This is a genomic window from Methanoregula sp. (assembly GCF_049510175.1).
GTDB lineage: Archaea > Halobacteriota > Methanomicrobia > Methanomicrobiales > Methanospirillaceae > Methanoregula.
Genome location: NZ_JBEKZF010000012.1, coordinates 1 through 22,840 on the forward strand (window position 1 = coordinate 1; position 22,840 = coordinate 22,840).

Below are 22,840 nucleotides of genomic sequence, written 5' to 3' on the forward strand. Positions count from 1 at the left end.
CTCCTCCTCGCGGTTCTGATGAACCATTCATTCAGAAATGGTCGAAGGTCGGCCGATGCCTCACTTCTCTTCGTCGAGGTTTACCGGAAACCTCTCCGATTCTCCTCCTCGCGGTTCTGATGAACCACTCGGATTCAGATGAAGAACCTGAACGTAACCCATGCGATCAGGACCATGAGCGCCGAATATTTCAGCCCGGAAATAAACCGCCCTTCACCCATCTGGCCGGCGACTAGACCGGAGAAGAAGCCCTGCAACATTGCGGCATGGGAGAAGAGCCGTTTGTAGATGAAGATATCAATCACTCCCCCAAAGCCCTTTGCACCGGAGGCGGACGCGGTGGCGCCGGCAGTTGCCATGGTAGTCAGGAACGAGGAGACGAGGATGGCGATGACGAACAGGAACACGGCAAACGAGACCAGCACAATGACCACGTAGATCAGCATGCCGTTGGATCGTTCAGCCTGGAGGTTCACGACCTCGTAGGTATCTTTTGCTGCTGCCCGCAGCACCTCGCTGACATCCCCCCCGGCCTTGCTTGCCTTTGCGATCAGGTCCACGCTCCGGTCCGCAAGCGTGGTGCCAAGCCCTTTGCCGAACCGGAAGAGCGCCTCGACGAACCCGACACCCCAGGACATCTCATTGTCAAGCTTCCGGATGTGGGGCGTGAGGGTCCCGTATTCCGCGGCTGCCACCATGTGCACTGCAACCGGCAGGGTCATACCGGAATCGTTCATGCCCGCCAGGTCACGGAAGAAATTGGGCAGGGCATTTTCCAGGTTCTTGACCCGTATCTGCTCCATGAGATCCAGGAGTGCCACCGGGACGATGGCAATCAGGACAGCAAATACCAGGAAGTCATCAACGGATGTTGTCGTGAAGATGACTTTGATGCCATAGGCACTGACCAAGTAAAGAAACCCGCCGATAAAAATAAGGAGCGCCAGCGGAATACAGACGATAAGTATGTTTTCGGGTCGTTCCGTGAGGACCTGGACCGGATGTTTGAGGAACTTCCCCATCCCTTCCCGGGTCTGCCGCTCGTGCTCGAGTTTTGTGGTGATCTCAGTGAGTTGTTCCACTTCCAGGGTGTCAAGATCGGCATTCCTGAGTTCAGCATCTTTGCCCTTTTCGGGAGTGTCGGGAGTCTTTACCGACATCTTGCTGAGTATATCGTTCAGGTCCATGATCAGGACTCCGGAGTCATCGAACTGATCATGACCACGAATGCGATACTTCCGAGGGGTATCATGCAGTAAATGATCGCATAGAGGAACATCGGTTTGTTATCCGCGGAGAGCACGGACATGATCGACTGCAGGATGATCAGGAAGAGGGTACCCGCGACCATGGCGGTAACGTACGATTCCGAGATGAGTGCGAGCGTCTCGAGGAAGAGTTTCTGGGTCTGCCGGTTCTCGAGGGCATACTGGTCGGCTTTTGTCCGGAAATAGTCGGTCAGGTTGCCACCGCTCGAGATGCTTGCCATCGAGCCCTGCAGGAATTCCTTCATCCTTTTGCTCGGCGTGCTTGCGGATACGAGCCTCATGGCATCGATGAGATCCCTTCCGAAAATGTCGACCTCCCGGGCGATATACCGTGCCTCTACAGAACTTTCCCCGTAGATCGGGCTGTCGCCCAGAAGGCGGAACACCTCTGCGGGCGTGATACCTGCCGTGGACATCGAGGTCACATAGTTGATGGCATACGGCAGGGTCGCATCGATGTTACGCCGCCGGTTGCCCGCCTCGAGGCTCGGGTACATGATGAACGCGACATAGGTGAGGCCGCCGAAGACCAGCAGGGAAAAGATCGTGATCGCGATGGTCCCGATCTGGAGGCTGTACGTGGAGAGCACGAGCAGCGGGCCGGGGACGGCACCCTTGTACTTGATCAGGGTAGGGAGTTTCAGGACCCAGCTGAAGAGTCCGATCACCGCTGCCATCCCGAACCCAACGATGATGGAACTGACCGTCGCCGTGGAGATGTAGACTTCAAAAGGCGTCTTGAACCGGGCCGATATCAGGTCATTCCGGAGCTGGGCATACTCGTCCCGTTTCCCTTTCATCCGTTTGCCAAGGATGTTGAAACTGAACCGTTCGAAACTATTCATAGAGGTCTTTCCTCACTTTTTCGATAACCGCCTCAGGCTCCCGGTGATACGAGATCAGGATCTTTGACACGTCCTTGTAGTGGCGGATCTTCTTGATGCGCATCCACTCAAGTACTTCCTGCCGGCGTTTCAGCTCTTCGCGCATCCGGTTCTCGCTCCAGCCTTTCGCCTCCATGATCTCCTCCAGTAAATAGGATTTGCCGGAGTAGGAGTGCTCATCGGTGGCAGACCGCCACTTGAACACCTCATTCGTGATCAATTCGTTCGTCCTCGGGTCGATATCAAGGATCTCAACGATCTGCTTGTTCCTCCTGATCCGCTTGCCGCCCACCCGGGCCTGCACCTGCACGCAGATGAAGTCAAGAGCGGAGAGCATGTTCCTCGGCACATCCATGGGCGGGTTCTCAATACGGTGAACGACACTGGCCACCGAGTCCGCGTGCGTCGTGGAATAGGTGATGTGGCCCGTGCTCATTGCCTGGAAGAGGGTCTGGCATTCCTTGCCACGGACCTCACCCACGATGATATACTCGGGACGTTGTCGCATCGCGGCACGCAGGAGTTCGTACATGTTGATCTCACCCCTGCCGGCCGTGTCGAACGAGTCCCTCGTGACACTGGGGATCCAGTTCGGGTGCGGGAGCTTCAGTTCGCGGGTATCTTCAAGGGAGACGATCTTGGCCATGGGCGGGATAAACAGCGAGATCGCGTTGAGGGCCGTAGTCTTACCGGAAGCCGTCCCGCCGGCAAAGATGGCGGACTTGCCGCCCTCAACGGCCAGCCAGATGTAGGCGATCGCGAGCGGCGAGAAGGTATGCCACTCGATAAGGTCCGTGGGCGTGATCGGCTCGTCCTTGAATTTACGGATGGTGAAGGTGGAACCGTGGGCCGTCACCTCCGTTCCCAGCGTCATCTGGATACGGGACCCGTCCTGCATGCTTGCATCGAGAATGGGTTCCGCGATCGAGATGTACTTCCCGGCCCGCTGGGCGAGTTTCGTGACAAACGAGTCGAGTTCTTCCGCGGCATTGTATACCAGTGTGGTCTTCATCGATTCGTAGCTGGAGTGGAACGCGAATATGGGGGTATGGACCCCATCGCACGAGATATCTTCGATATACTTGTCGTGCATGATGGGATCGATCAGGCCGTCGCCGAGGAAATCCTTGTGCATGTTGTAGTAGATCTTCTCTTTCTGGACAGGGGTGAGCTTGATGCCGAAATCCTGTATAATATCACCCGTTGCTGAACGGAGCTTCTGCCGTGCATCTTCCCGGGAGAGATTTTTTGTATTGATATCGAGCGTGTCGAACAGGCGCTCCTTGAGCTCATTTAAAAGGTCCTTTTCCGGTTCTGTCAGGACCGGCTCGAGCAGATGGTAGGTATATTCGTGGGAGGAGTGGTCGTAGCTGATCCGTACATAGGCATACGGTTCGTTGACCGGGTACATCTCCATCTCCTCGATACCGGGTTTTGGATTGAAGGTGAGGTCAACAAGCGGGCCGTGCAGCTTGGGATCGTACGGTACCTCTTCCGTGCGGATGGCGGCAAACAGGCCGGAGAGCCCGAGCTTTTTCGGGGCGGGTTTGAGTTGTGCCTTGTCAGGAAGGATCTCTTCTTCGATATCGAGATCCTTGAATCCTGCCGTGGAGAACTCCTTTTTCCAGATCTCGGCAAATTCGGCAGGCAGGACGCTGCCACTGGTGCCTTCGAACGCATTGATGCGGCCGTGCAGCTTGAGCTCCTCGATCTGGAACGTTGCCCCTTTCGGGAGGATCATGCCGGACAGGTCTGATATCTGGTCAACCGTGATGATCTTCTCATCGGTTTCCTTCTCCTTTACGGCCGGGGGTTCCTCTTTCGGAACAGCCTTTGCCTTTTTGGCTGTCTTTGCCTTCCTGAGGGCAGCCTTGGGATCTTCATCGATGATCTCGATGACGGGTTCCCGCTCCTCCTGTGCCGGGGGTGCCGGGGGAGTGGAGGGAGCAGGAGGCGTGCCGGCCATGGGTTCCTCTTCCACGACCATCTTTGCCTTTTTGGCTGTCTTTGCTTTCCAGAGGGCAGCCTCGGGATCTTCATCGATGATCTCGATGACGGGTTCCTGCTCCTCCTGTACCGGAGGTGCCGGGGGGGTGGAGGGAGCAGGAGGCGTGCCGGCCATGGGTTCCTCTTCCACGACCATCTTTGCCTTTTTGGCTGTCTTTGCTTTCCAGAGGGCAGCCTCGCGATCTTCATCGGTGATCTCGATGACGGGTTCCTGCTCCTCCTGTACCGGGGGGGTGGAGGGGGCAGGAGACGTGTCGGCCGGGGGTGCTGAGGTCCCGGCAGCGTTCATCGTGGCAACCATCTTGTCAGGCGGTGATCTGACGTCACGGCCGCTGATCTCCGGTTCTGGTTCAGGCACCGGTTCGGCCGGAGATGGTGCCGCCGGCGTTTCATCCTCAAGCAGGGCCTCAAAATCCATGTACTGGTCGCTCTCTGGTTCCGGTTCTGCAGGATTGGAGGGGGCTGGAAGGGGAGGGGGGTTCACCTGAACGGTCCTGGAAACGGGTGCAGTGCTCTCGCGGTTTGCCATTTCCAGTCTTTTCATGAGTGCGGAGAAATCCCCGCCACCCGACGGAGAGCCGGATGGTTTCTGTTGTACCGGTGGATCGGGAGAAACGGGAGTTGCCGGAACCTCTTTTTGTTCCTTCGAGAGTGTGCCCTTCTTCTTCCCCCCGATCATCTTTAAGAGCGCGTTCACATCGTCCAGCGAATCGTCATTCTCTCTGCTCATGTTGGATCTCCCCCCTTTGAGGTGTAAAGTCCCCTGGTATCGCAATGGCTATCGATGTATTCCAGACAGTTAAAAGATAATTTGCCTCTGAGTATATCTACCCTCTGGACAGGAGGATGAACTAACATCCCCCTCATTTGCCCACCGTAAAAACCTGAACCGTCAATGTGCTGAATGCCTTATCCTCCATCAACCGGTGATTTCTTTCTGGATGCTTTTCAGCACGACCCTGATGAGCCCGAGCTGGGCCTCGGCTGTGGTAAAAATACAAAGATGGAGATCGCCGCAGGGAGCGATAATAAACTTATTCTGTGCCGTCTCGAGGATCAGCTGGTCGAGATTCCCGATCTTCATCTCCTGTGCGATCTTTATGCCTGCCCGCCAGAAATCTTCTGCCGAAGCGGCCACATGCTCGAAATCCGCGTCCCCCATGGACTGGACCGGGAAGCCTTCGAAGAATGCTGATACGGCAAGCACACCGGGCTGGCTCATAATCTTCCGGAGCCTTGTTTCATCCAGGAGTTTCGGGAGGGCTGCCGGTACTGCACCGCTTTTTGCTGCTGCCGGGATGGCGGTGGCCGGGGAGACCGGGGGAGCCTCCGTTGGGGGCACCGGCTCCTCATCCGAAAGGAGCAGTTTTTCCTCTCCAGAGATCCGGACCGCACGGGATAATTCCAAGGGATTGTATATTCTCAGGCTGAAGATCTGCTCCTCCGTCCCGTCAGAATCCATGGTCATGTGGGAGAGGGCTTCCTTTCCTTTGAACTCACCCTGTTCCGAATGAAAATAGGCAGATATCAGCTTCCCTTTTTCTGCCAGGATGAAGCCATGCCCTGAACCGGTCTCTATCTCAATTGCCCCGACAAAGGACATCAGTTCCCGGATAAAACCCTCGTCCTGAGGGTTGGAAATGGTGCCTCCATCGGTTCCTGCGGGAAAGTTCATAAAAAATAAGGAGGTGATCAGAGGGCAGCAACGATTCGTTCTTTGTTTTTCTTCAGTTCGTACCGGATCCTGCCGACATTTGCCGTTGTATCAGCAACGATCGCGATCAGTTCATCGGCAGACAGCGGAGACAAGATAATAGGCCCTTTTTCCAGCTCCACCAGCATCTGGGAGAGTTCGCCTTTCCCCAGTGTACTGCCCATCGCTTCGGAAGTTCCAAGGCCGGTTGAAGCCATGGCTCCAAGGGCTTCAATATCGACTTTTCCAGAAACAGCACTCTCAATCACGAAGCCATCCCTCCCGACAACGACCGCAGCTGATACCCCGTCAACCTTAAGAAATTCTTCCAGTAATGGTTTCAGCATATTTACACCACGTAATAAATTTATCTTTCGTGCTCTTCTATTAAAAGGTTAGTCTTTCAATCTCGCAGAAACCGGGGTTATGCTGCAAAATACTCATAACCAGACAGTATTTCCGACCGGACGGGGCATCTGCATATATACTTTACCGGAAACAGGTGGGCCGGCCTGCTTGAGCGCACCGCGGTTTCCACCTTCATAAAAAGAAACTATATAGCAGAATACTATCAAACTACACATAATGAAACTCCCGAGGGGAACATTCCGCGAAATCAAGAAGAATCAGACGATCGAAAGCATTCTGATTGAGCTTGCGCGGACGCGTTTTACCGGGATCTGCGCGATCTCTTCCGGGCCCGCAACGGGGACCATCGTGCTCAAGGGAGGCAAGTGTATCCTTGTCAAGTTCCAGGAAAAGTCCGGGGATGCCGGCTGGGCTGAACTGCAGAAATCCGTTGCCGAAGAGGTGGATGCGGTGCTCTCAACGCTGGACGATCCGCAGGTTCAGTTGTCCATCGAATTCAACAAGGCCTGTAAAATTGTGAAGGCAGGTACGATCGCCCCGCAGTCCCAGAAACCATCTCCTCCGCAGCGACAGGAAACCGCATATCCTGAGCCGGCCAGAAAACCCGCACCGGCCCACCAAGCCCCCCCACCTGCGGCACCGGTCAGAATTCCCCCGAAATCTCCGGCAACAGCACCCGCTGCCCCACCTGCGGCACCGGTCAGAATCCCCCCGAAATCTCCGGCAACAGCACCCGCTGCACCCCATCCCGCTGCCCCACCTGCGGCACCGGTCAAAATCCCCCCGAAACCTCCGGCAACAGCACCCGCTGCACCCCATCCCGTTACCCCCCCTCACAAGTCACCACCCGCTCTCCATGCCGCTGCCCGTCAGGAGGCCACCGAGCAGGTTTCCCAGATCCCTCCTGCCCCCCGGGTACCGGCACCGCGGGCGGAAGAAGACCTTTTATCTTCCGGCCAGGGGCAGGGCAGTTTTGAGAAGGATATCGACACATTTGACACCCTGGATATGGAAAACGTGACAGACAAGATCCGCAACGATTGCAAAACCATGGTCAAGCAGCTCCATCTTGAACACCTGATGGAACGCTGAAATACCCTCAAAGGAGAGGATCAATCATCGCAGGTTTACTCCCCGATTCCCAGCTCACCGTCATCGCAGTGATCATTATTCTTGTCATCGTGGCTGCGGCTGCGTACTATCTCCTGCGCAGGCCGGGAAAAATAAGAGTGCCAGTTGAAAAGACCCGCCTGATCTCCCCCCCCCGTAATCTCGCGTACCAGCCCGGGTCCAAACCCATCTCCCCTGTTTCTAAAAAATCCATCCCGCAGCCCGTACCGAGGCCGGAAGTGCTCCCCCAGCCGAAACCGGTCAGTATTGTTGAGGGACTGCCGGATGTGACCGGAAGCCTCCATGCACTCGTGGAAAAATACTCGCTGGACCAGTTCACCATTGCAACGTCCGATGGGCTCGTCTTTGCCTCAAGCGGGGGGGGATCAGCACAGACCGACGCCGCCCGGTACGGCGAATTGTTCGTGAATGATCCACTCGCGGAAACACCTGGCGTTCTTCTGTTCGGGTTCACCCATAAGGGGTCAAACCTTGTCGGCATCATCCGGACAAATCTCCAGATACCTGAAGAAATCTGCCGGAGGATTGAAAAGGATACAAAAGATATTTTAAACTGGTGGATATAACACGAATAGAGAATATGCAAGGAATCGAATATTCGAAGAATCGAATATGCGAAGACTCCAGTAATCTTATATAAATTTAACATAAAATACTCATCACCACAGGGTGCTTAATGGTCAAAGTCTACACGATCGCGTCCGGTAAAGGCGGCACAGGGAAAACTACGGTTGCCGTCAATCTCGGAACGATGCTGGCCCAGCTTGGAAAAGAGACATACCTTATGGATGCCGATATCGGCATGGCAAACGTCGGTCTTATCCTGGGACTCCAGGACGCACCGATCACCCTGCACGAAATCCTCGCCGGGAAGGGAAACATCAACGATGCGATCTACGAAGGGCCGGCAGGGCTCAAGGTGATCCCGAGCGGTATCTCTCTCCAGGGGTTCCAGCAGGCAGACCCGGATAAGATCCGGGACGTCATGAGCGAACTGGTCAAGCGCTGCGAGTTCCTGTTAATCGATGCCCCGGCCGGTATCAGCAAGGACGGCGTGGTCCCCCTTGCCGTGGCCGATGAAGTGATCCTTGTTGTCAACCCTGAACTCTCCTCCATTGTCGATGCCCTCAAGACCAAGATCCTGACCGAAGTGGTCGGCGGACATGTCCTTGGCTCCGTCATCAACCGCGTTGACCAGGACAAGACCGATATCATCACGAAGAAGATGGAGAAAGTCCTTGGCGTAAAGGTCCTCGGCATCATCCCGGAGGACCCCAATGTACGGCGTGCCTCATCCGCCAAGACCCCAATCGTGATCAAGTTCCCGTCCTCCCCGGCATCCAAGGCCATCAAACGGATTGCATCCGATCTTGTCGGTGTTGCCTACAAGGAGGAGAAAACCGTGGAAGTGAAGGAAGGGTTCATCGACCGGTTCAGCAAGGCGCTCTTCAAGAAGAAACCCGCGAAATAATCCTGGTCGTTTTCTTTTTTAACCGGCATGCCCATTCACGGAAGGCAACCCTTCCGCTTCCCCTGCGTTTCCTGATACAGAAAAAATGATACCTCCCGGTTCTTACCGCTCCCTCAGGAAAACCGGAATTCCCCGCACGGGACACGTGCATCCCGCGGCAGGAACGGGGGCTGCCGGCCCTCTGCCCTGCATCCAGAGGGTAAAGGCCACTCAGGCCTTCTTTACCAGCCATCCTGTATTGATGGTATGAATAAGATTAAAAAAGAGGGTTTATTCCGATTTGTTGGTGATCGTGAAGACGCAGTGCTCGTCGCCTTTGGACTTGCACTTGATCTCTTTTGCCTGCACCCTGATCCCAAAGGAGCCTTCGATGACTCCTGCAAGGAGACCAGCCGTGCAGAAACAGACATTTTTCCCGGTGTTGCCGAACGATTCCGACTCCACCGTGTGGGAGAGGGTGATCGTCTTCAGCTTGGCCTTCTCGTCCCACTCTTCCTTGACGAAATTGAACCAGCCCATCTGGGAGTAAAAGGTGAAGGCCATGTCGGAGAGCGTCTTGGGGTTCGTGATGCCCATCTTCTTGTAGTGTTCGACGTTCTCCTTGCCCATGTCCATGTAGGCGCGGTAGTTGACACCACTCGCCGGGGCCTCTCCCATCGTCTTCTTGAGGGAGTTGGTCATGGACGTGAAGATGAAACGGGGCATCATGACGACCGGTTCGTCGATGAGCTGGATCTTGCCTTCCAGCGGCTTGTGCTCGATGAACTCCGTGATCGCGGATTCACCCTTGACCACCGCTTCTGCCTTGAACTTCCAGCTCGAAGAGACCTGGTCGGCAACGAACTCGCAGTACTCGTCGCCTTTCGCATGGCAGCTCTTCTCGAGACAGAACCACGACTTACCGGTTACTGCCATGAGGACGCCCTCGATCCAGCCCTGGTGGATACCGCAGACCGCCATGTTCCAGTCCTTGAGCACTTCGGACTCGAAGGTGTGCTTGGTCCGCAGGACGATCCTCTTCTCACTGGCCTCGACGAGTTCGAAAGGGGCGCCCCAGCCCTGCTGGTGCTGGAGCTTGAAGACCAGCATCAGGAACTCGGCCGGTTTTAAGTCCATGCCGAACTTCTTTAACAGGTTGTTGAGCCCGACAGAGCCTGCACCGACCGAACGGAAGAGCTTGCGCACTGCCTTGACGGCGAGTTTCTTGTTGAGGTTTGCCTCATACATCTCGTAAATTGCCTTGATGAGGTAATTCGGGTTACTCGCGGTCTTGACCCCAAACACCGAGTACGTACCGGCAAGGGGATCGAGCTCGACATAAGGGGCGATGGTCTTGTCGCCTTTGATGAGCGCCTCGAAGTCTTCACGTCCGATCTTCATAAAGCATTGTTCTGTCATGATCCAATTAAAGCGTTTCGTCTTATCCTGTAACGACAGGATACCAAGGATCTGGGTTTAAATAAGAAAAAAACGGTAAATCCGGCATTAAAGTTCGAGTATAATTTTCGGGTTTTTTTCATTGAATTTTATACGGGATGACATGATCTGCTGGTTGCGATCCTGCACGATGCATTCGTAGTCGCCGTGCATCACCCTGAACCCGACGCTGCCGTTATCCGTTGTGACATCGCTGCCCACAACCTTCCCGTCTCTCCGGATGGACACGCGGACACCGTTCTGCGGTTCCCGGTCCCGCTGGATGACGAGGGTGAGGAGCCCGATGCCCTGGCTTTTTTTGCCGAACTCGGGGATCGCGTAGTTGGTGCTCGTCGTCAGGCGGCTCTTTTCGAAGATCCTGCACCCCATGACTACGGCGTCGACGAGATCCGGCTTCACCTCGCTGAGCACAAATTTTTCATGGCCGGCGATCAGCATCACCGCATTGTCACCGTAGCGCTCTCCCTTCTCATCGGTATAGATCGCACCTTCGGGTTCACCGCCGATGAGGGCAAGGTAGAACTCCTTTCCTGACTCTTTTGCCACAGCAAGGCCGTTGACGCTTCCCGCCTTGGCAAAACTGAGCAGCTCGGGAAGGGTAAAGGTGCCCAGGTTCTGCGAACCCTTGAGAATGCTTTCAATCAGCTCCTGTATTTTCATGAACCTCTCCATCCCGTGCCGGACCCGTTTTTTTCTCGGATGCGCCTGCTCTGTTAAGGGAATATGCGACAGGGTATGATATATATCTGCGGAATCTGCAAAACCGGCATCGCCATGCATAAGTGTTCCAAGAAAAAGATGGTATACCGGCATTATGTTTTACCCGATGGTGATTGCGGCAATCGCGGTCTTATTGACCCTGATCTATACTTCGTACCTGGATATCCGGGACCGGCGCGTTCCGTTCATCCACTGGCTTCCCATGCTCGCGGTGGGGGTTACCTGCACGTCCGTTCTCCTGTGGCAGACCACCGCGAGCGCGAGCCTCGTTGCCGGCTACCTTGCCCTTGTCGCAAGCTTCCTGTATGCGGACTACCTGGACAACCGGGGACGGAAGGATTCGCCGGGCCTTGCCGGGTATTATGCAGAATCCCGCATTTTCTGGTACCTTGTCCCCGTTCTCGTCCTGCCGGCGCTCTCCTGGTTTGTCCTTGCCCCTTCCGTGAACGTCCAGCTCATCCCCTGGTACGCAATGTTCGCCGGGATCTTTGGCTATATCTCCTGGATGGAATACCGGGGATGGCCGGCACAAACCTTAAAGAAGAAGGGGAAGCAGAAGGCTGCTGCCCGGGAACTGAATGTCAATGAGGTGCTGACCCGGTGGTACTTCGTGGTGATCATCCTGATCTTTGCGATCACGTCCGTCCTTATGCTCTTCGGCACCGGTGCCTGGGGAGCACCGGCGCTGGTGATCGTGCTCCTCTCCGTGTTCTGCGGCGTCTTCTACATCTTCGGGAGGCTGAACCTCTTTGGCGGGGCGGATGCATGGGCACTGATCTTCATTGCGGTCTGCGTGCCGGTCTTCCCGTTTACGCCTCTCCTCGGCTCATCCCCACTCGGCTTCCTCGCCTTCTCGGTCCTGATCAACGCCCTCCTGCTCAACCTCTTAACACCCGTGGGGATCTTCCTCATCAACGTCATACGGGGCAACCGCGCCCCGGTCATGTACCTCTTCTTCGGGTTCCCGGTCAACGGGGAGGAGATCCGGAACGAGTGGGGCTTTGTGATGGAAGACATTGAGGAGACAGATGACGGGGTCAGCCGGAAGTTCATTACGTTTTTCGATGCGATCCGGCGGATGTACGCGGGAGAGAACCGGGTCTATACCAAGGATCTCCGGGAGCACCCGGAAGAATTTACGCATGAACTGGCAATATATAAGAAAGCCGGCACGGTCTGGATCTCCTACGCGGTGCCGTTCATCATCCCCATCACGGCAGGGTTTCTCACTGCCGTCATCTTCGGGGATTTCCTGTTTGCGATCATGAGGATCGTGGCGGGAGGTGTATGAGATGCTCACGCTGAAATTTGCCGACGGGCTGATCCCGGTCATCGTGCAGGATGCAAAAAGCCGGGATGTGCTGATGATGGCGTATGCGAACGACGAGGCGGTCCGCCTCACGCAGGAGACCGGGTTTGCCCATTATTACAGCCGGAGCCGAAAAAAGCTCTGGAAGAAAGGCGAGGAGAGCGGCCACTTCCAGAAGGTGGTGCGGATCCGTGCCGATTGCGATGAGGACTGCCTTGTCTACGAAGTGGAACAGACCGGCGCGGCCTGCCACCTGGGATACCGGAGCTGCTTCTTCCGCACGCTTGACGGCACGGTTGTTGAGACACAGGTCTTCGACCCGGAAAAAGTGTACAAAAAACCGGGACACTGAACAATTTACCCGGGCATCTCTTTTTTTCGTTCTGTAAAGAACCTTATTTAATCCAAAATGCACATTGACGGAGGGGACAGTGCCTGTCCCCTCGAAGATTTCCGCGGGAAATCTTCTGCGCACCACACCAGTCCTTCGGGCTGGTATGTTGCCCGACCGCCCCCGCGCTTTGCGATGATGCGGGTATTACCTTCCCGGGAATTATCTCTCTATAAGGAATGCTCCAGCGGCGGGGCAGGGCTGATGCGTTGGCGGTTGATTATGGAATTTTACCGAGGTGAAATAATGGTCATCAACCGCAAACGCATCAGAACCCCCAAAAGTTTAGAGATTTTAATTAATGATACAATTGGGAAAAAAATTGATTGGAATCGAGATCAAAACCGAAGAAGGAAAATTATAAGAAATTATCTAAATACTGGTCCAGAATGGATAAAAGAATTAAAAATTATATGAAATTCACAATTGATTGTGTATTTCCATCAGCATTCTTCGACTTCCGAAATGTTCGTCAGAACATTGAGGAGGAGAAGCAGCGAATCTGCTTCGATTGATGAGTGGTTCATCAGACCCACGAATCCGAGAAGTTATCAAACTTCGAAGACGCCCCGACGGGGACAGCTGAAGGCTGTGGAGAAGTGATAACTTCGACTGCGGCGGCGTTCATCGTAACGGGTGGTTCGTACTCTCATCACTTTTTCCCGCTCCGGGATGATCCCTCCGTTTCACGACGCACTGTCCCCGGGCACAAGCGTGGACTGCCCCGGTATGCCGGAAGGGTGACCCGTACGGATGTCTCCTTCGGGCCAGCTCCGCTTTACCAGCTCGAGCAGGCAGAAAAATGCTGCCGCCTCGACCGGGTCGCTGAACCGTGCCAGTTCCGCATCGGTCCGCCGCTCGAGGATATCCGTGATATACTTCCCGTACGGCTGTTCATGGATCTTCAGCGCACGGGTGGTCTTCTTCCACCGGAAGATGAGCGGGTCCAGTTCCGTCCTTCGCATACCATCACCGCATCCCTGTTGGCAGGCACCGGCAGATAAAGAGCAGGCATGCAGGACGTGAAAGTGTGGCAGGTGGTGCTTCCCGGGAAGCGGGCAGGCAACGCGGGGAGTACCGGTAAAAACACTCATTATATACAAGAACAGTAACGTCATGTGTGATGCAGCGCCGGCGGAAAAAAGTGTCCTGGTTCTGGAAGATCGTATCAGGAATTACCCTTGTTATCGGGCTCTGGCTGATGATTGTCTTCGCCGTCCCGTTCTTCGAGCACGGGGTCTATCTCAAGTTCTTCCTGATCGGCGTAATGGGGGTTGCATTCCTTGCGATCACCTGCCTGCTCAGGGCCTGACCGGCACATGCACCGGCATCCGGCGGGATGCGTGATCCCCCGAAAAGGAGCCATGGCGCCATCACGGGATTTTCACGAGATCCAGATCGAAGAGCCCGTATTTTTCCCTGAGGTACCCGAACTGGCCATAGTTGAAGGTGTCCAGAAACATCCCGCTGTCATTCCAGACAGCACTGTTGATGACTGCATCGTAGGACTGCGCATCCGTGTACTCCTCGGCAATCTGGTCAAACGAGTCCCCGTCCGAGAGTTTGATGATCTCCGGTTTCGAGGTAAGTTTCCCGACACCCGCGTACGTCCCGTTGCTGTACGTCATGATCGACGGGGAGGTAGTCTCGACGAAACAGTAGCCGGATCCCGCGATGCTGTACTGTTTTGGGCATTTCAGGCCAAGGGCCATGTGGTGTTCCGGGTAATACAGGAAGAGGGCAGTCCCGTATCCCATCTTCGAGAGGACATAGGCCATGAGGATCGATTTGTCCTCGCATTTCCCCATGTCGTAGTACAGGACTTCGTACGGGTAGAGGGTTTGGGTGGTGGGGGCGTACGGGATGTGCTGGATCAGGCTCACGGCAATACGGGCGCGTTCCGGTGGCAGTTCACTCCGTTCCCGGATATTTTCAACTAATGCGTCGAGGTACTTCTTCTGCACGGGATCACTGACATAGTGCTGGTAGTAGTCCTCAAGAGTGGAGACATTGTAAAAATCCGTAGGGCGATCGGGATACCGGTCACGGAGATAGTCCCGGACCCCGTCATAGGTGTTAAAGTAGAGGAACTGCGGCATGCCCCGTATTGCATAGGGGTATGCCTGTTTTTTCGCCCCGGTCTCCAGCATTGCCGTTGAAGGGAGTGCGGGCACAGGGGTGACGGTGGCATTGGCCGGGGCAGGGGTGACCGTGACCGGCAGTGCCGTGGCAGCGGGCGGGGGGGTCGCGGGTTCCGATGCCACGATAACGACGGATGTCTGGGTTGGCGTTGGCGTGGTTTTTGCCGTGTCGCCGGTCATTGCACATCCGGAACAGAGGACGACTGAAACGATGAGGATGAGAACAAGAGCGTACGTTCCTGACACATCATGTAGGTGGGGGAAAAGAGTATAAAAAAATGGCACTTTGGTATCCCGCTATCCAGCCGGTAGAGTGGATACCTGCCGGTTACAACTCCCCTCTGTGAATCCGTGCCCGACCCCGTGAGAAGTGCACACGAGTGGAGAGCATCCATCTCATTGCTCTCTCGAAAGAATCTTTAGGGATGTCTGTCCCATGACCCTCAGGCCTCATGGCCACGGAAGGTGTGATCCCCCTGCGTGTTGAGAGGGAGGTTCCGGAGGATGAGGGGGAGGAGCCGGCCAGAATTTATACAGTCAAGTATATAATCAGGAAAAAAAGAGAATGGGTCGTTGGATATTCTCCGGCTTGGTGACTGCATGAATTCCACACGGTATTTCCTGGTTTTACTCGGTCTCATCATCCTTTTCGGCTGTGCAAGTGCACAGGTCCCGACAGCGGCGTTCAGCGGGACGCCGACAAGCGGGACGGTTCCGCTTACCGTAACATTCACGGATACTTCGACCGGCACCCCCGCCGGCTGGGCCTGGTTTTTCGGCGACGAGAATTACACGGCGCCATGGACGGAAGTGAACGCGAGCGCCGGGTGGTTTGCAAGAGACCACCACACCAGCGTGGTGTTGCCGGACGGCAACATCGTGATCATGGGCGGTAATGAATACAACGCAATTCCCCCGCAGGTAAATGACACGTGGCGGTCAACCGATGGCGGTGCAACCTGGACCGAGATGAACGCGAGTTCCGGGTGGCCGGCGCGGGAAGCCCACAGCAGCGTGGCACTGCCGGACGGCCACATCGTCCTCATGGGGGGTGTAGGCTACTGGGGCGTCCCCACCCTGAATGACACATGGCGGTCGACCGATGAAGGCGCTACCTGGACGGAGATGAACGCGAGCTCAGGGTGGACGTCACGATATAACCAGAACGCCGTTGCATTACCGGACGGCAGCATTGTCCTGATGGGCGGTAATGACGAGAACGGTTTAGGTGGCGATACCAAGGACGTGTGGAGGTCGATGGATGAAGGCGCTACCTGGACGGAAGTGAACGCCACTGCCGGGTGGGCGGATCGGAGCGAGCACACCTGCGTAGCGATGCCGGACGGCAGCATCCTCCTCATGGGAGGTTTGACTGCGAACGGCCAGTTTGGGGATCCCAGCTACTCACACATGATGAACGACACGTGGCGGTCGACTGATGGTGGTGCTACGTGGACGATGACGAACGCGAGCGGCCCGTGGGTGGCACGACGTACTTTCAGCGCCGTGGCACTGCCGGACGACAGCGTCGTCATCATGGGCGGCGATACCCCGACTAATTACTGGCTGAATGATTCGTGGCGGTCGACGGATTTCGGCGCCAGCTGGACACGGCTCCCGGATCCCGGGTGGTCGCCACGATACTGGCAGACCAGCGTAGCGATGCCCAACGGCACCATCGTGCTGATGGGGGGTATTGACCTTTACAACAATTTACAGAACGACGTGTGGAGCCTCACTACCGCCGGATCGTCGGCACAGAACCCGACGCATACCTATCCTGCACCAGGGGTCTACCCGGTGGCGCTGCAGGCATACAATACCAACGGATACAACAGTACGCTGAAAGCAGGGTATATCACGGTCCATCTTCCGGCACCAACCGCCGATTTCTCGGCAGCTCCGGCCTCCGGCACCGCGCCGTTACCGGTCTCGTTCACCGATTCTTCATCCAATAACCCGGCCGGCTGGGCCTGGTTCTTCGGTGATGAAAATTACACGGTGCCATGGACACAGGTGAACACAAGCCCCGGGTGGTCGGAGCGGTGGGAGCACAGCAGCGTGGTGATGCCGGACGGCAGCATCGTCCTCATGGGGGGGTATTCGGATGTTGATGGTTACCGGAATGACACGTGGCGGTCGAACGATGACGGCCTTACGTGGACGCTGGTGAATCCAAGTTCCGGGTGGGCACCGCGATCTGCACACAGCAGCGTGGTGATGCCGGACGGCAGCATCGTCCTCATGGGCGGTGAGATTGATTCCAACGTCCGCGTGAATGACACGTGGCGATCGACCGATGAGGGCGCAACGTGGACATTAGTGAATGCAAGTCCGGGGTGGTCGGCACGATTCAGCCAGAGCAGCGTGGCGATGCCGGATGGCAGCATTCTCCTGATGGGCGGTTACTCAAGCGAGGGTGGCTACCAGCATGATGTCTGGCGGTCAGCCGATGACGGTGCGACGTGGACCGAGGTGAATGCAAGTCCGGGGTGGTCGCCGCGACACCTCCAGAGCAGCGTCGCGATGCCGGACGGCAGCGTTCTCCTGATGGGCGGTGAGCATTACGGCTGGCTGAATGACACGTACCGGTCGGACGATGACGGTGCGACATGGACCCTGGTGAATGCAAGTTCCGGGTGGACCGTACGGTGCGCGTTCGACACCGTCGTGATGCCGGACGGCAGCATCCTCCTCATGGGCGGTGTCAACGATTACGGCCACCTGAGTGATGTCTGGCGGTCGACCGATAACGGTGCGACATGGACCAAGGTGACAGCGGGTGCCGGGTGGGGGCCACGATCCTACCAGAGCAGCGTGGTGATGCCGGACGGCAGCATCGTGCTGACGGGGGGGTTTGACGGGAGCTACAAGAATGATGTCTGGCGGCTCACCGCGGCCGGTTCAACGGAACAGAACCCGGTGCATACCTATCCCTTGCCGGGGCACTATACGGTAGCGCTGCAGGCCTACAATACCAACGGAGTGAATGTCTCAGTCCGGAAGAACTATATCGCCGTCGCGGGTCCAAAGCCGGTTCCCCGTTTCTCGGCCAACATCACTTCCGGCCTTGAACCGTTGACGGTCTCGTTTACCGATCATTCGCTGAACAACCCCACCAACTGGGCATGGTATTTCGGCGACGAGAATTACACCGCGCCCTGGACGCAGATGAACGCGAGTTCCGGGTGGCAGGCAAGAGAAGATTCCAGCAGCGTAGTGATGCCGGACGGCAGCATCGTGCTGATGGGCGGGAGCAGCGGCAGTATCTATTATAATGACGTCTGGCGCTCGACGGACAACGGCACTACATGGACGCAGCAGACCGCGAGTGCCGGATGGTCGGCAAGATACGATCACAGCAGCGTGGCGATGCCGGACGGCAGCATCGTCCTGATGGGCGGGGTTGACGGCGGCAGTATCTATTATAATGACGTATGGCGGTCAGCAGACAACGGTGCTACGTGGACGCTGATGAACGCCAGTGCCGGGTGGTCCCCGAGAGCCGGCCACAGCAGCGTGGTGATGCCGGACGGCAGCATCGTCCTGATGGGCGGCAGTTACCAGAATGACACGTGGCGGTCCACCGATCTGGGCAAGCACTGGACGCAGATGAGCGCGAGCGCCGGGTGGACAGCACGAGAATGGCACAGCAGTGTTGCGTTGCCGGACGGCAGCATCGTGCTGATGGGTGGCGATGACGGCACTTTGAGAAATGACGTGTGGCGCTCAACCGATGACGGCGCCACCTGGAGCCAGCTGCCGGATGCCGGGTGGTCGAGAAGACGTCTTCACAGCAGCGTGGCGATGCCGGATGGCAGCATCGTGGTCACCGGAGGCTATGCGACCGGGCCATTGGGGACGGGCTTTTCACAGGAGGTGTGGCGGTCCGCTGATGATGGCGCAACGTGGACACAGCTTCCGGATGCCGCATGGCCGGCACGATACAGTCACAGCAGCGTGGCGATGCCGGACGGCAGCATCATCCTGACCGGCGGCTGGACAGGCAGCACCTTTATGAATGATACGTGGCGGTTCCAGCCCTTCGTCGGATCATCGGCGCAGGACCCGGTGCATACCTATACCGTGCCGGGGCACTATACGGTAGCGCTGCAGGTCTCCAATGCCTACGGAGTGAATGCCTCAGTATGGACGAACGCTATTTCCGTCACGGGTCCAAAACCGATTCCCCGTTTCTCGGTCAACGTCACCTATAGCCCGGTACCACTGACGGCCTCGTTCACCGATCACTCGCTGAACACTCCCACCGGCCGGGCATGGTATTTCGGCGACGAGAACTACACGCAGGCCTGGACGGAGATGAACGCGAGCGCGCCGTGGCCGGCACGATATTACCAGAGTGCCGTGGCGATGCCGGACGGCAGCATCGTCATGATGGGCGGCTGGAACGGCGCCAGCGCTTTCAATGACGTGTGGCGGTCGACGGACAATGGCGCGAGCTGGACAGAGATGACCTCCGGTGCCGGGTGGTCCCCGAGGTGTTACTTCAGCAGCGTGGCGATGCCGGACAACAGCATCATCCTTATGGGGGGATGGAACGGTTACGGCGGCATTTATAATGATGTGTGGTGGTCAACGGACGATGGCGCGACGTGGACGGAGGTGAACGCCAGCGCCGGGTGGACCACGCGCTATGGTCACAGCAGCGTGGTGATGCCGGATGGCAGCATCGTCCTCATGGGCGGTTACCCCTATACGAATGATGTATGGCGGTCGACGGACTACGGCGCGACCTGGACAGAGATGAACGCCAGTGCCGGGTGGACCCCACGATATTATCACACCAGCGTCGCGATGCCAGACGGCAGTATCGTGCTGATGGGCGGGGATACCGGCGGCTTAGTGAATGACGTGTGGAGGTCGGCCGATAACGGCATAACCTGGACGGAGATGAACGCCAGTGCCGGGTGGACCCCGCGGTATTTCCACACCAGCGTGGCGATGCCGGACGGCAGTATCGTGCTGATGGGCGGGTATACCCTTGGCATAGCGAATGACGTGTGGCGGTCAGCCGATGACGGTGCAACCTGGACACTGGTGAACGCCAGTGCCGGATGGCCGGTACGCTACAGCCACAGCAGCGTGGCGATGCCGGACGGCAGCGTCGTCCTCCTGGGAGGTTATCCCTCTACGAATGACGTGTGGCGGTTCACGCCCGCCGGATCATCGGAACAGGACCCGTTACACACCTTTACCACGCCGGGAACCTACCCGGTGGTCCTGCAGGCATACAATAGTTACGGACCCAACAGCACGCGGAGGAACAATTATATCCATGCCGTCAAGCGGAGCCGGTGGGTACCTTCGGGTGGAACGGTCGCGATCGGAGAATCCGGGCTCGACATCACCGCATGTACTGACAGCAACTCCTCCATCTCATGGTGGTCAGAGGGAATGGACATCTCTTCGACCCCGCCGAACATGACCATCGATATCAGCAGCCTCATCCACAACTTCACGGTGTCACGGTCTGAATTTGCCGGCCGGACCGGCGCATGGTACAGCGGGGACGGGTCATCCGGGACACCGCCGCTGGCGTTCCAGGTGGTGGCTCCGGTAACGGAGATCCAGATCCGGGATATCACCATCAATTCGACCGATGTCACCGGCAAGACGGTCCCGGTCGGCGACGAGCTCGGGTTCCGGATCACCACCACTATCACGGGTATCATTACCGAACGCGGGATGCAGAACGGCATCCCGTTCAACATCACCCTGATCGGCCCGGACGGGACACAACTCCCGTCCGTGATCAACATGACCGGAGGGACCGTGGACCTCACAGACATCAGGGTCCCATCATCACCCTACGATACCGGTGGGATATGGAACACGGGGAATGCCCTGTACCGGAACGGTACCTACACCGTCCGGGTAGGAGCCACCCTGAACAGCATGGGCGATGCCTCCCCGGACCGGACGATCACCCTTTCCCGCACACCCGCTCCGGTCCTCCCGGCGCCGGTGATCTCATCCATCCCGACGGGATCCGGGTTCAGGAACAGCACGACTGCGTTCACGATTATCGGGAGCAACTTCGAGCCGGGAACCGGCAATACCACGGTGTAGTTCCGGAACCAGTCTACCGGCATGATCGCCACCACGCTTACGAATATCACGGCCACCCGCATTGACGGGACGGTCGTGATCCCGGAGAATGCAACTGCCGGGTCCTGGAACATCCGGGTGGTAACCGTGGATGGCGGCGAAAATACCAAACTGAATGCATTCTCCATCCAGAACCTCTCAAGACCGGTTGTTACTTCCATAACACCGACTTCGGGGGTGAGGACAAGCCTCGTCACGTTCACGATGGCGGGTACGAACTTCCAGCCCGGCACAGGGAACACCAACGTCACGCTCTACAACCAGACGTACCCCGGCCTCATCATCGCCCGGCTGACCACCGTCACGGCAACCTCCATCACCGGCAACTTCACGATACCGGCCGATGCAGCCTTCGGGAAATGGTTTGTCAACGTCACCACGGTCAGCGGCGGTACCAGCACCTCGCTGGTCACGTTCACGGTCACGCAGCAGCTGAAACCGGCAATCACGTCGATTACACCAGCAACCGGGTTCCGGAACCGGACCCTGACGGTCGCGCTGGCCGGTTCCAACTTCCAGGTCGGCACCGGCTCGAACGTCTCGTTCTTCAACCAGACGTATTTCACGACCAACGCGACCCTTATCTACGCGAATGTCACGGGCGTAACGTCGACCGGCATCACGGCCCGGGTCTTCTTCCCGGACGATGCACCGGTCGGATCAAACAGCTGGCTCGTCAACGTCACCACGGTCGATGGCGGCACCAGCACCACGAACAACCCGTTCACGCTCCTGAAACCCGTGCCGACGATTACCGGAGGCATCACACCTCTGACCGGCGTGCGGACGGACCTCATCACGTTCACGCTCGGCGGTACCAACTTCCAGCCCGGCCCGGGTAACACCACGGTCACGCTCTTCAATACGACGTATGGCGGGGTCATCACAGCCCAACTGACCAGTGTCACACCGACCGCGATCACCGGGAACTTCACGATACCTGTCGATGCAGCCTTCGGGAAATGGTTTGCGAATGTTACTACCACTGACGGCGGTACCAGCACCTCGCTGGTCACGTTCACGGTCACGCAGCAGCTGAAACCGGCAATCACGTCGATTACACCAGCGACCGGGTTCCGGAACCGGACCCTGACGGTCGCGCTGGCCGGTTCCAACTTCCAGGTCGGCACCGGCTCGAACGTCTCGTTCTTCAACCAGTCCTACTTCGATACCAACAGCACCCGCATCTATGCTAACGTGATGAGCGTGACGTCAACCGCCATCATGGCCCGGGTCTTCTTCCCGGACGATGCACCGGTCGGATCAAACAGCTGGATCGTCAACGTCACCACGGTCGACGGCGGCACCAGCACCTCGCCGGTCACGTTCACGCTCCTGAAACCCGTGCCGACGATCACCGGCAGCATTGCGCCCGCTACCGGCGTGCGAACGGACCTCATCACGTTCACGCTCGGCGGTACCAACTTCCAGCCCGGCCCGGGTAACACCACGGTCACGCTCTTCAATACGACGTATGGCGGCATCATCACGGCCCGGCTGGGCAGTGTCACACCGACCGCGATCACCGGGAACTTCACGATACCTGCCGATGCAGCCTTCGGGAAATGGTTCGTCAACGTGACCACCACTGACGGCGGTACCAGCACCTCACCGGTTACGTTCACGGTCACGCAGCAGCTGAAACCGGCAATCACGTCAATTACACCAGCGACTGGGTTCCGGAACCGGACCCTGACGGTCGCGCTGGCCGGCACCGGGTTCCAGGTCGGCACCGGCTCGAACGTCTCGTTCTTTAACCAGAGCTACTTCGATACCAACAGCACCCGCATCTATGCTAACGTGATGAGCGTGACGTCAACCGCCATCATGGCCCGGGTCTTCTTCCCGGACGATGCACCGGTCGGATCAAACAGCTGGATCGTCAACGTC

At 57.2% G+C, this 22,840-nt stretch carries 19 protein-coding genes; 10 read left to right on the plus strand and 9 right to left on the minus strand.

The annotated features are described in order from the left end of the window. Positions 1-134: 134 nt before the first annotated feature. The 5 genes from ABSG49_RS11530 to ABSG49_RS11550 form a co-directional block, all read right to left on the minus strand. Positions 135-1,187 (minus strand): type II secretion system F family protein, encoded by a 1,053-nt coding sequence (locus ABSG49_RS11530; RefSeq protein WP_424026278.1) that lies wholly within the window; start codon positions 1,185-1,187, stop codon positions 135-137. A gap of 2 nt (positions 1,188-1,189) precedes the next feature. Then, the gene (locus ABSG49_RS11535; protein WP_424026279.1) at positions 1,190-2,113 is read right to left on the minus strand and encodes a type II secretion system F family protein; all 924 of its coding nucleotides are present in this window, start codon (positions 2,111-2,113) and stop codon (positions 1,190-1,192) included. Further along, a complete protein-coding gene (locus tag ABSG49_RS11540; protein WP_424026280.1) occupies positions 2,106-4,889 on the minus strand; it encodes a type II/IV secretion system ATPase subunit in 2,784 nt (927 codons plus the stop codon). Before ABSG49_RS11540 ends, ABSG49_RS11535 begins: the two co-directional genes overlap by 8 nt. 189 nt (positions 4,890-5,078) lie before the next feature. Next, complete coding sequence (locus ABSG49_RS11545) at positions 5,079-5,834, minus strand: roadblock/LC7 domain-containing protein (protein WP_424026281.1); 756 nt, start codon at positions 5,832-5,834, stop codon at positions 5,079-5,081. 17 nt (positions 5,835-5,851) lie between these two features. Next, positions 5,852-6,199, minus strand: coding sequence for a roadblock/LC7 domain-containing protein (locus tag ABSG49_RS11550; RefSeq protein ID WP_424026282.1), 348 nt, complete (start codon positions 6,197-6,199; stop codon positions 5,852-5,854). Between the two features lie 238 nt (positions 6,200-6,437). Between ABSG49_RS11550 and ABSG49_RS11555 the strand changes: the two genes are divergently transcribed. The 3 genes from ABSG49_RS11555 (at position 6,438) to minD (ending at position 8,823) form a co-directional block, all read left to right on the plus strand. Further along, a complete protein-coding gene (locus ABSG49_RS11555) occupies positions 6,438-7,313 on the plus strand; it encodes a hypothetical protein (RefSeq protein ID WP_424026283.1) in 876 nt (291 codons plus the stop codon). A gap of 68 nt (positions 7,314-7,381) precedes the next feature. Continuing rightward, on the plus strand, positions 7,382-7,918 hold the full coding sequence (locus ABSG49_RS11560; protein ID WP_424026284.1) for a hypothetical protein: 537 nt from the start codon (positions 7,382-7,384) through the stop codon (positions 7,916-7,918). Positions 7,919-8,028: 110 nt separating this feature from the next. After that, complete coding sequence (minD, locus tag ABSG49_RS11565; protein WP_424026285.1) at positions 8,029-8,823, plus strand: cell division ATPase MinD; 795 nt, start codon at positions 8,029-8,031, stop codon at positions 8,821-8,823. Between the two features lie 270 nt (positions 8,824-9,093). On the opposite strand, the gene ABSG49_RS11570 is transcribed toward minD, so the two are convergent. Both ABSG49_RS11570 and ABSG49_RS11575 read right to left on the minus strand, forming a co-directional pair. Further along, a complete protein-coding gene (locus ABSG49_RS11570) occupies positions 9,094-10,203 on the minus strand; it encodes a V4R domain-containing protein (RefSeq protein ID WP_424026286.1) in 1,110 nt (369 codons plus the stop codon). A 105-nt stretch (positions 10,204-10,308) separates the two neighbouring features. Further along, the gene (locus tag ABSG49_RS11575; RefSeq protein ID WP_424026287.1) at positions 10,309-10,920 is read right to left on the minus strand and encodes a hypothetical protein; all 612 of its coding nucleotides are present in this window, start codon (positions 10,918-10,920) and stop codon (positions 10,309-10,311) included. A 166-nt stretch (positions 10,921-11,086) separates the two neighbouring features. Here ABSG49_RS11575 and ABSG49_RS11580 point away from each other — a divergent pair, with 166 nt between their 5' ends. The 3 genes from ABSG49_RS11580 to ABSG49_RS11590 are packed head-to-tail and all read left to right on the plus strand — an operon-like array spanning position 11,087 to position 13,097. After that, the gene (locus ABSG49_RS11580; protein ID WP_424026288.1) at positions 11,087-12,271 is read left to right on the plus strand and encodes an A24 family peptidase C-terminal domain-containing protein; all 1,185 of its coding nucleotides are present in this window, start codon (positions 11,087-11,089) and stop codon (positions 12,269-12,271) included. 1 nt (position 12,272) lies between these two features. Next, entirely contained in the window at positions 12,273-12,641 is a 369-nt protein-coding gene (gene hisI, locus ABSG49_RS11585) for a phosphoribosyl-AMP cyclohydrolase (RefSeq protein WP_424026289.1), read from the plus strand. A gap of 57 nt (positions 12,642-12,698) precedes the next feature. Continuing rightward, positions 12,699-13,097 carry a hypothetical protein gene (locus ABSG49_RS11590; RefSeq protein WP_424026290.1) on the plus strand — a complete coding sequence of 133 codons (399 nt, stop codon included), beginning with the start codon at positions 12,699-12,701 and terminating at the stop codon, positions 13,095-13,097. 269 nt (positions 13,098-13,366) lie between these two features. Here ABSG49_RS11590 and ABSG49_RS11595 read toward each other — a convergent pair whose 3' ends face one another. After that, positions 13,367-13,774, minus strand: a complete 408-nt coding sequence (locus ABSG49_RS11595) for a hypothetical protein (protein WP_424026291.1) — start codon at positions 13,772-13,774, stop codon at positions 13,367-13,369. Between the two features lie 29 nt (positions 13,775-13,803). On the opposite strand from ABSG49_RS11595, the gene ABSG49_RS11600 reads away from it, so the two are divergent. Continuing rightward, positions 13,804-13,992: a hypothetical protein gene (locus ABSG49_RS11600; RefSeq protein ID WP_424026292.1), complete on the plus strand. Its 189-nt coding sequence runs from the start codon at positions 13,804-13,806 to the stop codon at positions 13,990-13,992. 61 nt (positions 13,993-14,053) lie between these two features. Here ABSG49_RS11600 and ABSG49_RS11605 read toward each other — a convergent pair whose 3' ends face one another. Beyond that, positions 14,054-15,067: a hypothetical protein gene (locus tag ABSG49_RS11605; protein WP_424026293.1), complete on the minus strand. Its 1,014-nt coding sequence runs from the start codon at positions 15,065-15,067 to the stop codon at positions 14,054-14,056. 206 nt (positions 15,068-15,273) lie between these two features. Here ABSG49_RS11605 and ABSG49_RS11610 point away from each other — a divergent pair, with 206 nt between their 5' ends. The 3 genes from ABSG49_RS11610 to ABSG49_RS11620 form a co-directional block, all read left to right on the plus strand. Continuing rightward, positions 15,274-15,417 carry a hypothetical protein gene (locus tag ABSG49_RS11610; RefSeq protein ID WP_424026294.1) on the plus strand — a complete coding sequence of 48 codons (144 nt, stop codon included), beginning with the start codon at positions 15,274-15,276 and terminating at the stop codon, positions 15,415-15,417. A gap of 4 nt (positions 15,418-15,421) precedes the next feature. Next, positions 15,422-20,911, plus strand: a complete 5,490-nt coding sequence (locus ABSG49_RS11615) for a Kelch repeat-containing protein (protein ID WP_424026295.1) — start codon at positions 15,422-15,424, stop codon at positions 20,909-20,911. Positions 20,912-20,932: 21 nt separating this feature from the next. After that, on the plus strand, positions 20,933-22,840 hold a 1,908-nt coding region (locus tag ABSG49_RS11620), incomplete at its 3' end, for a hypothetical protein (protein WP_424026296.1).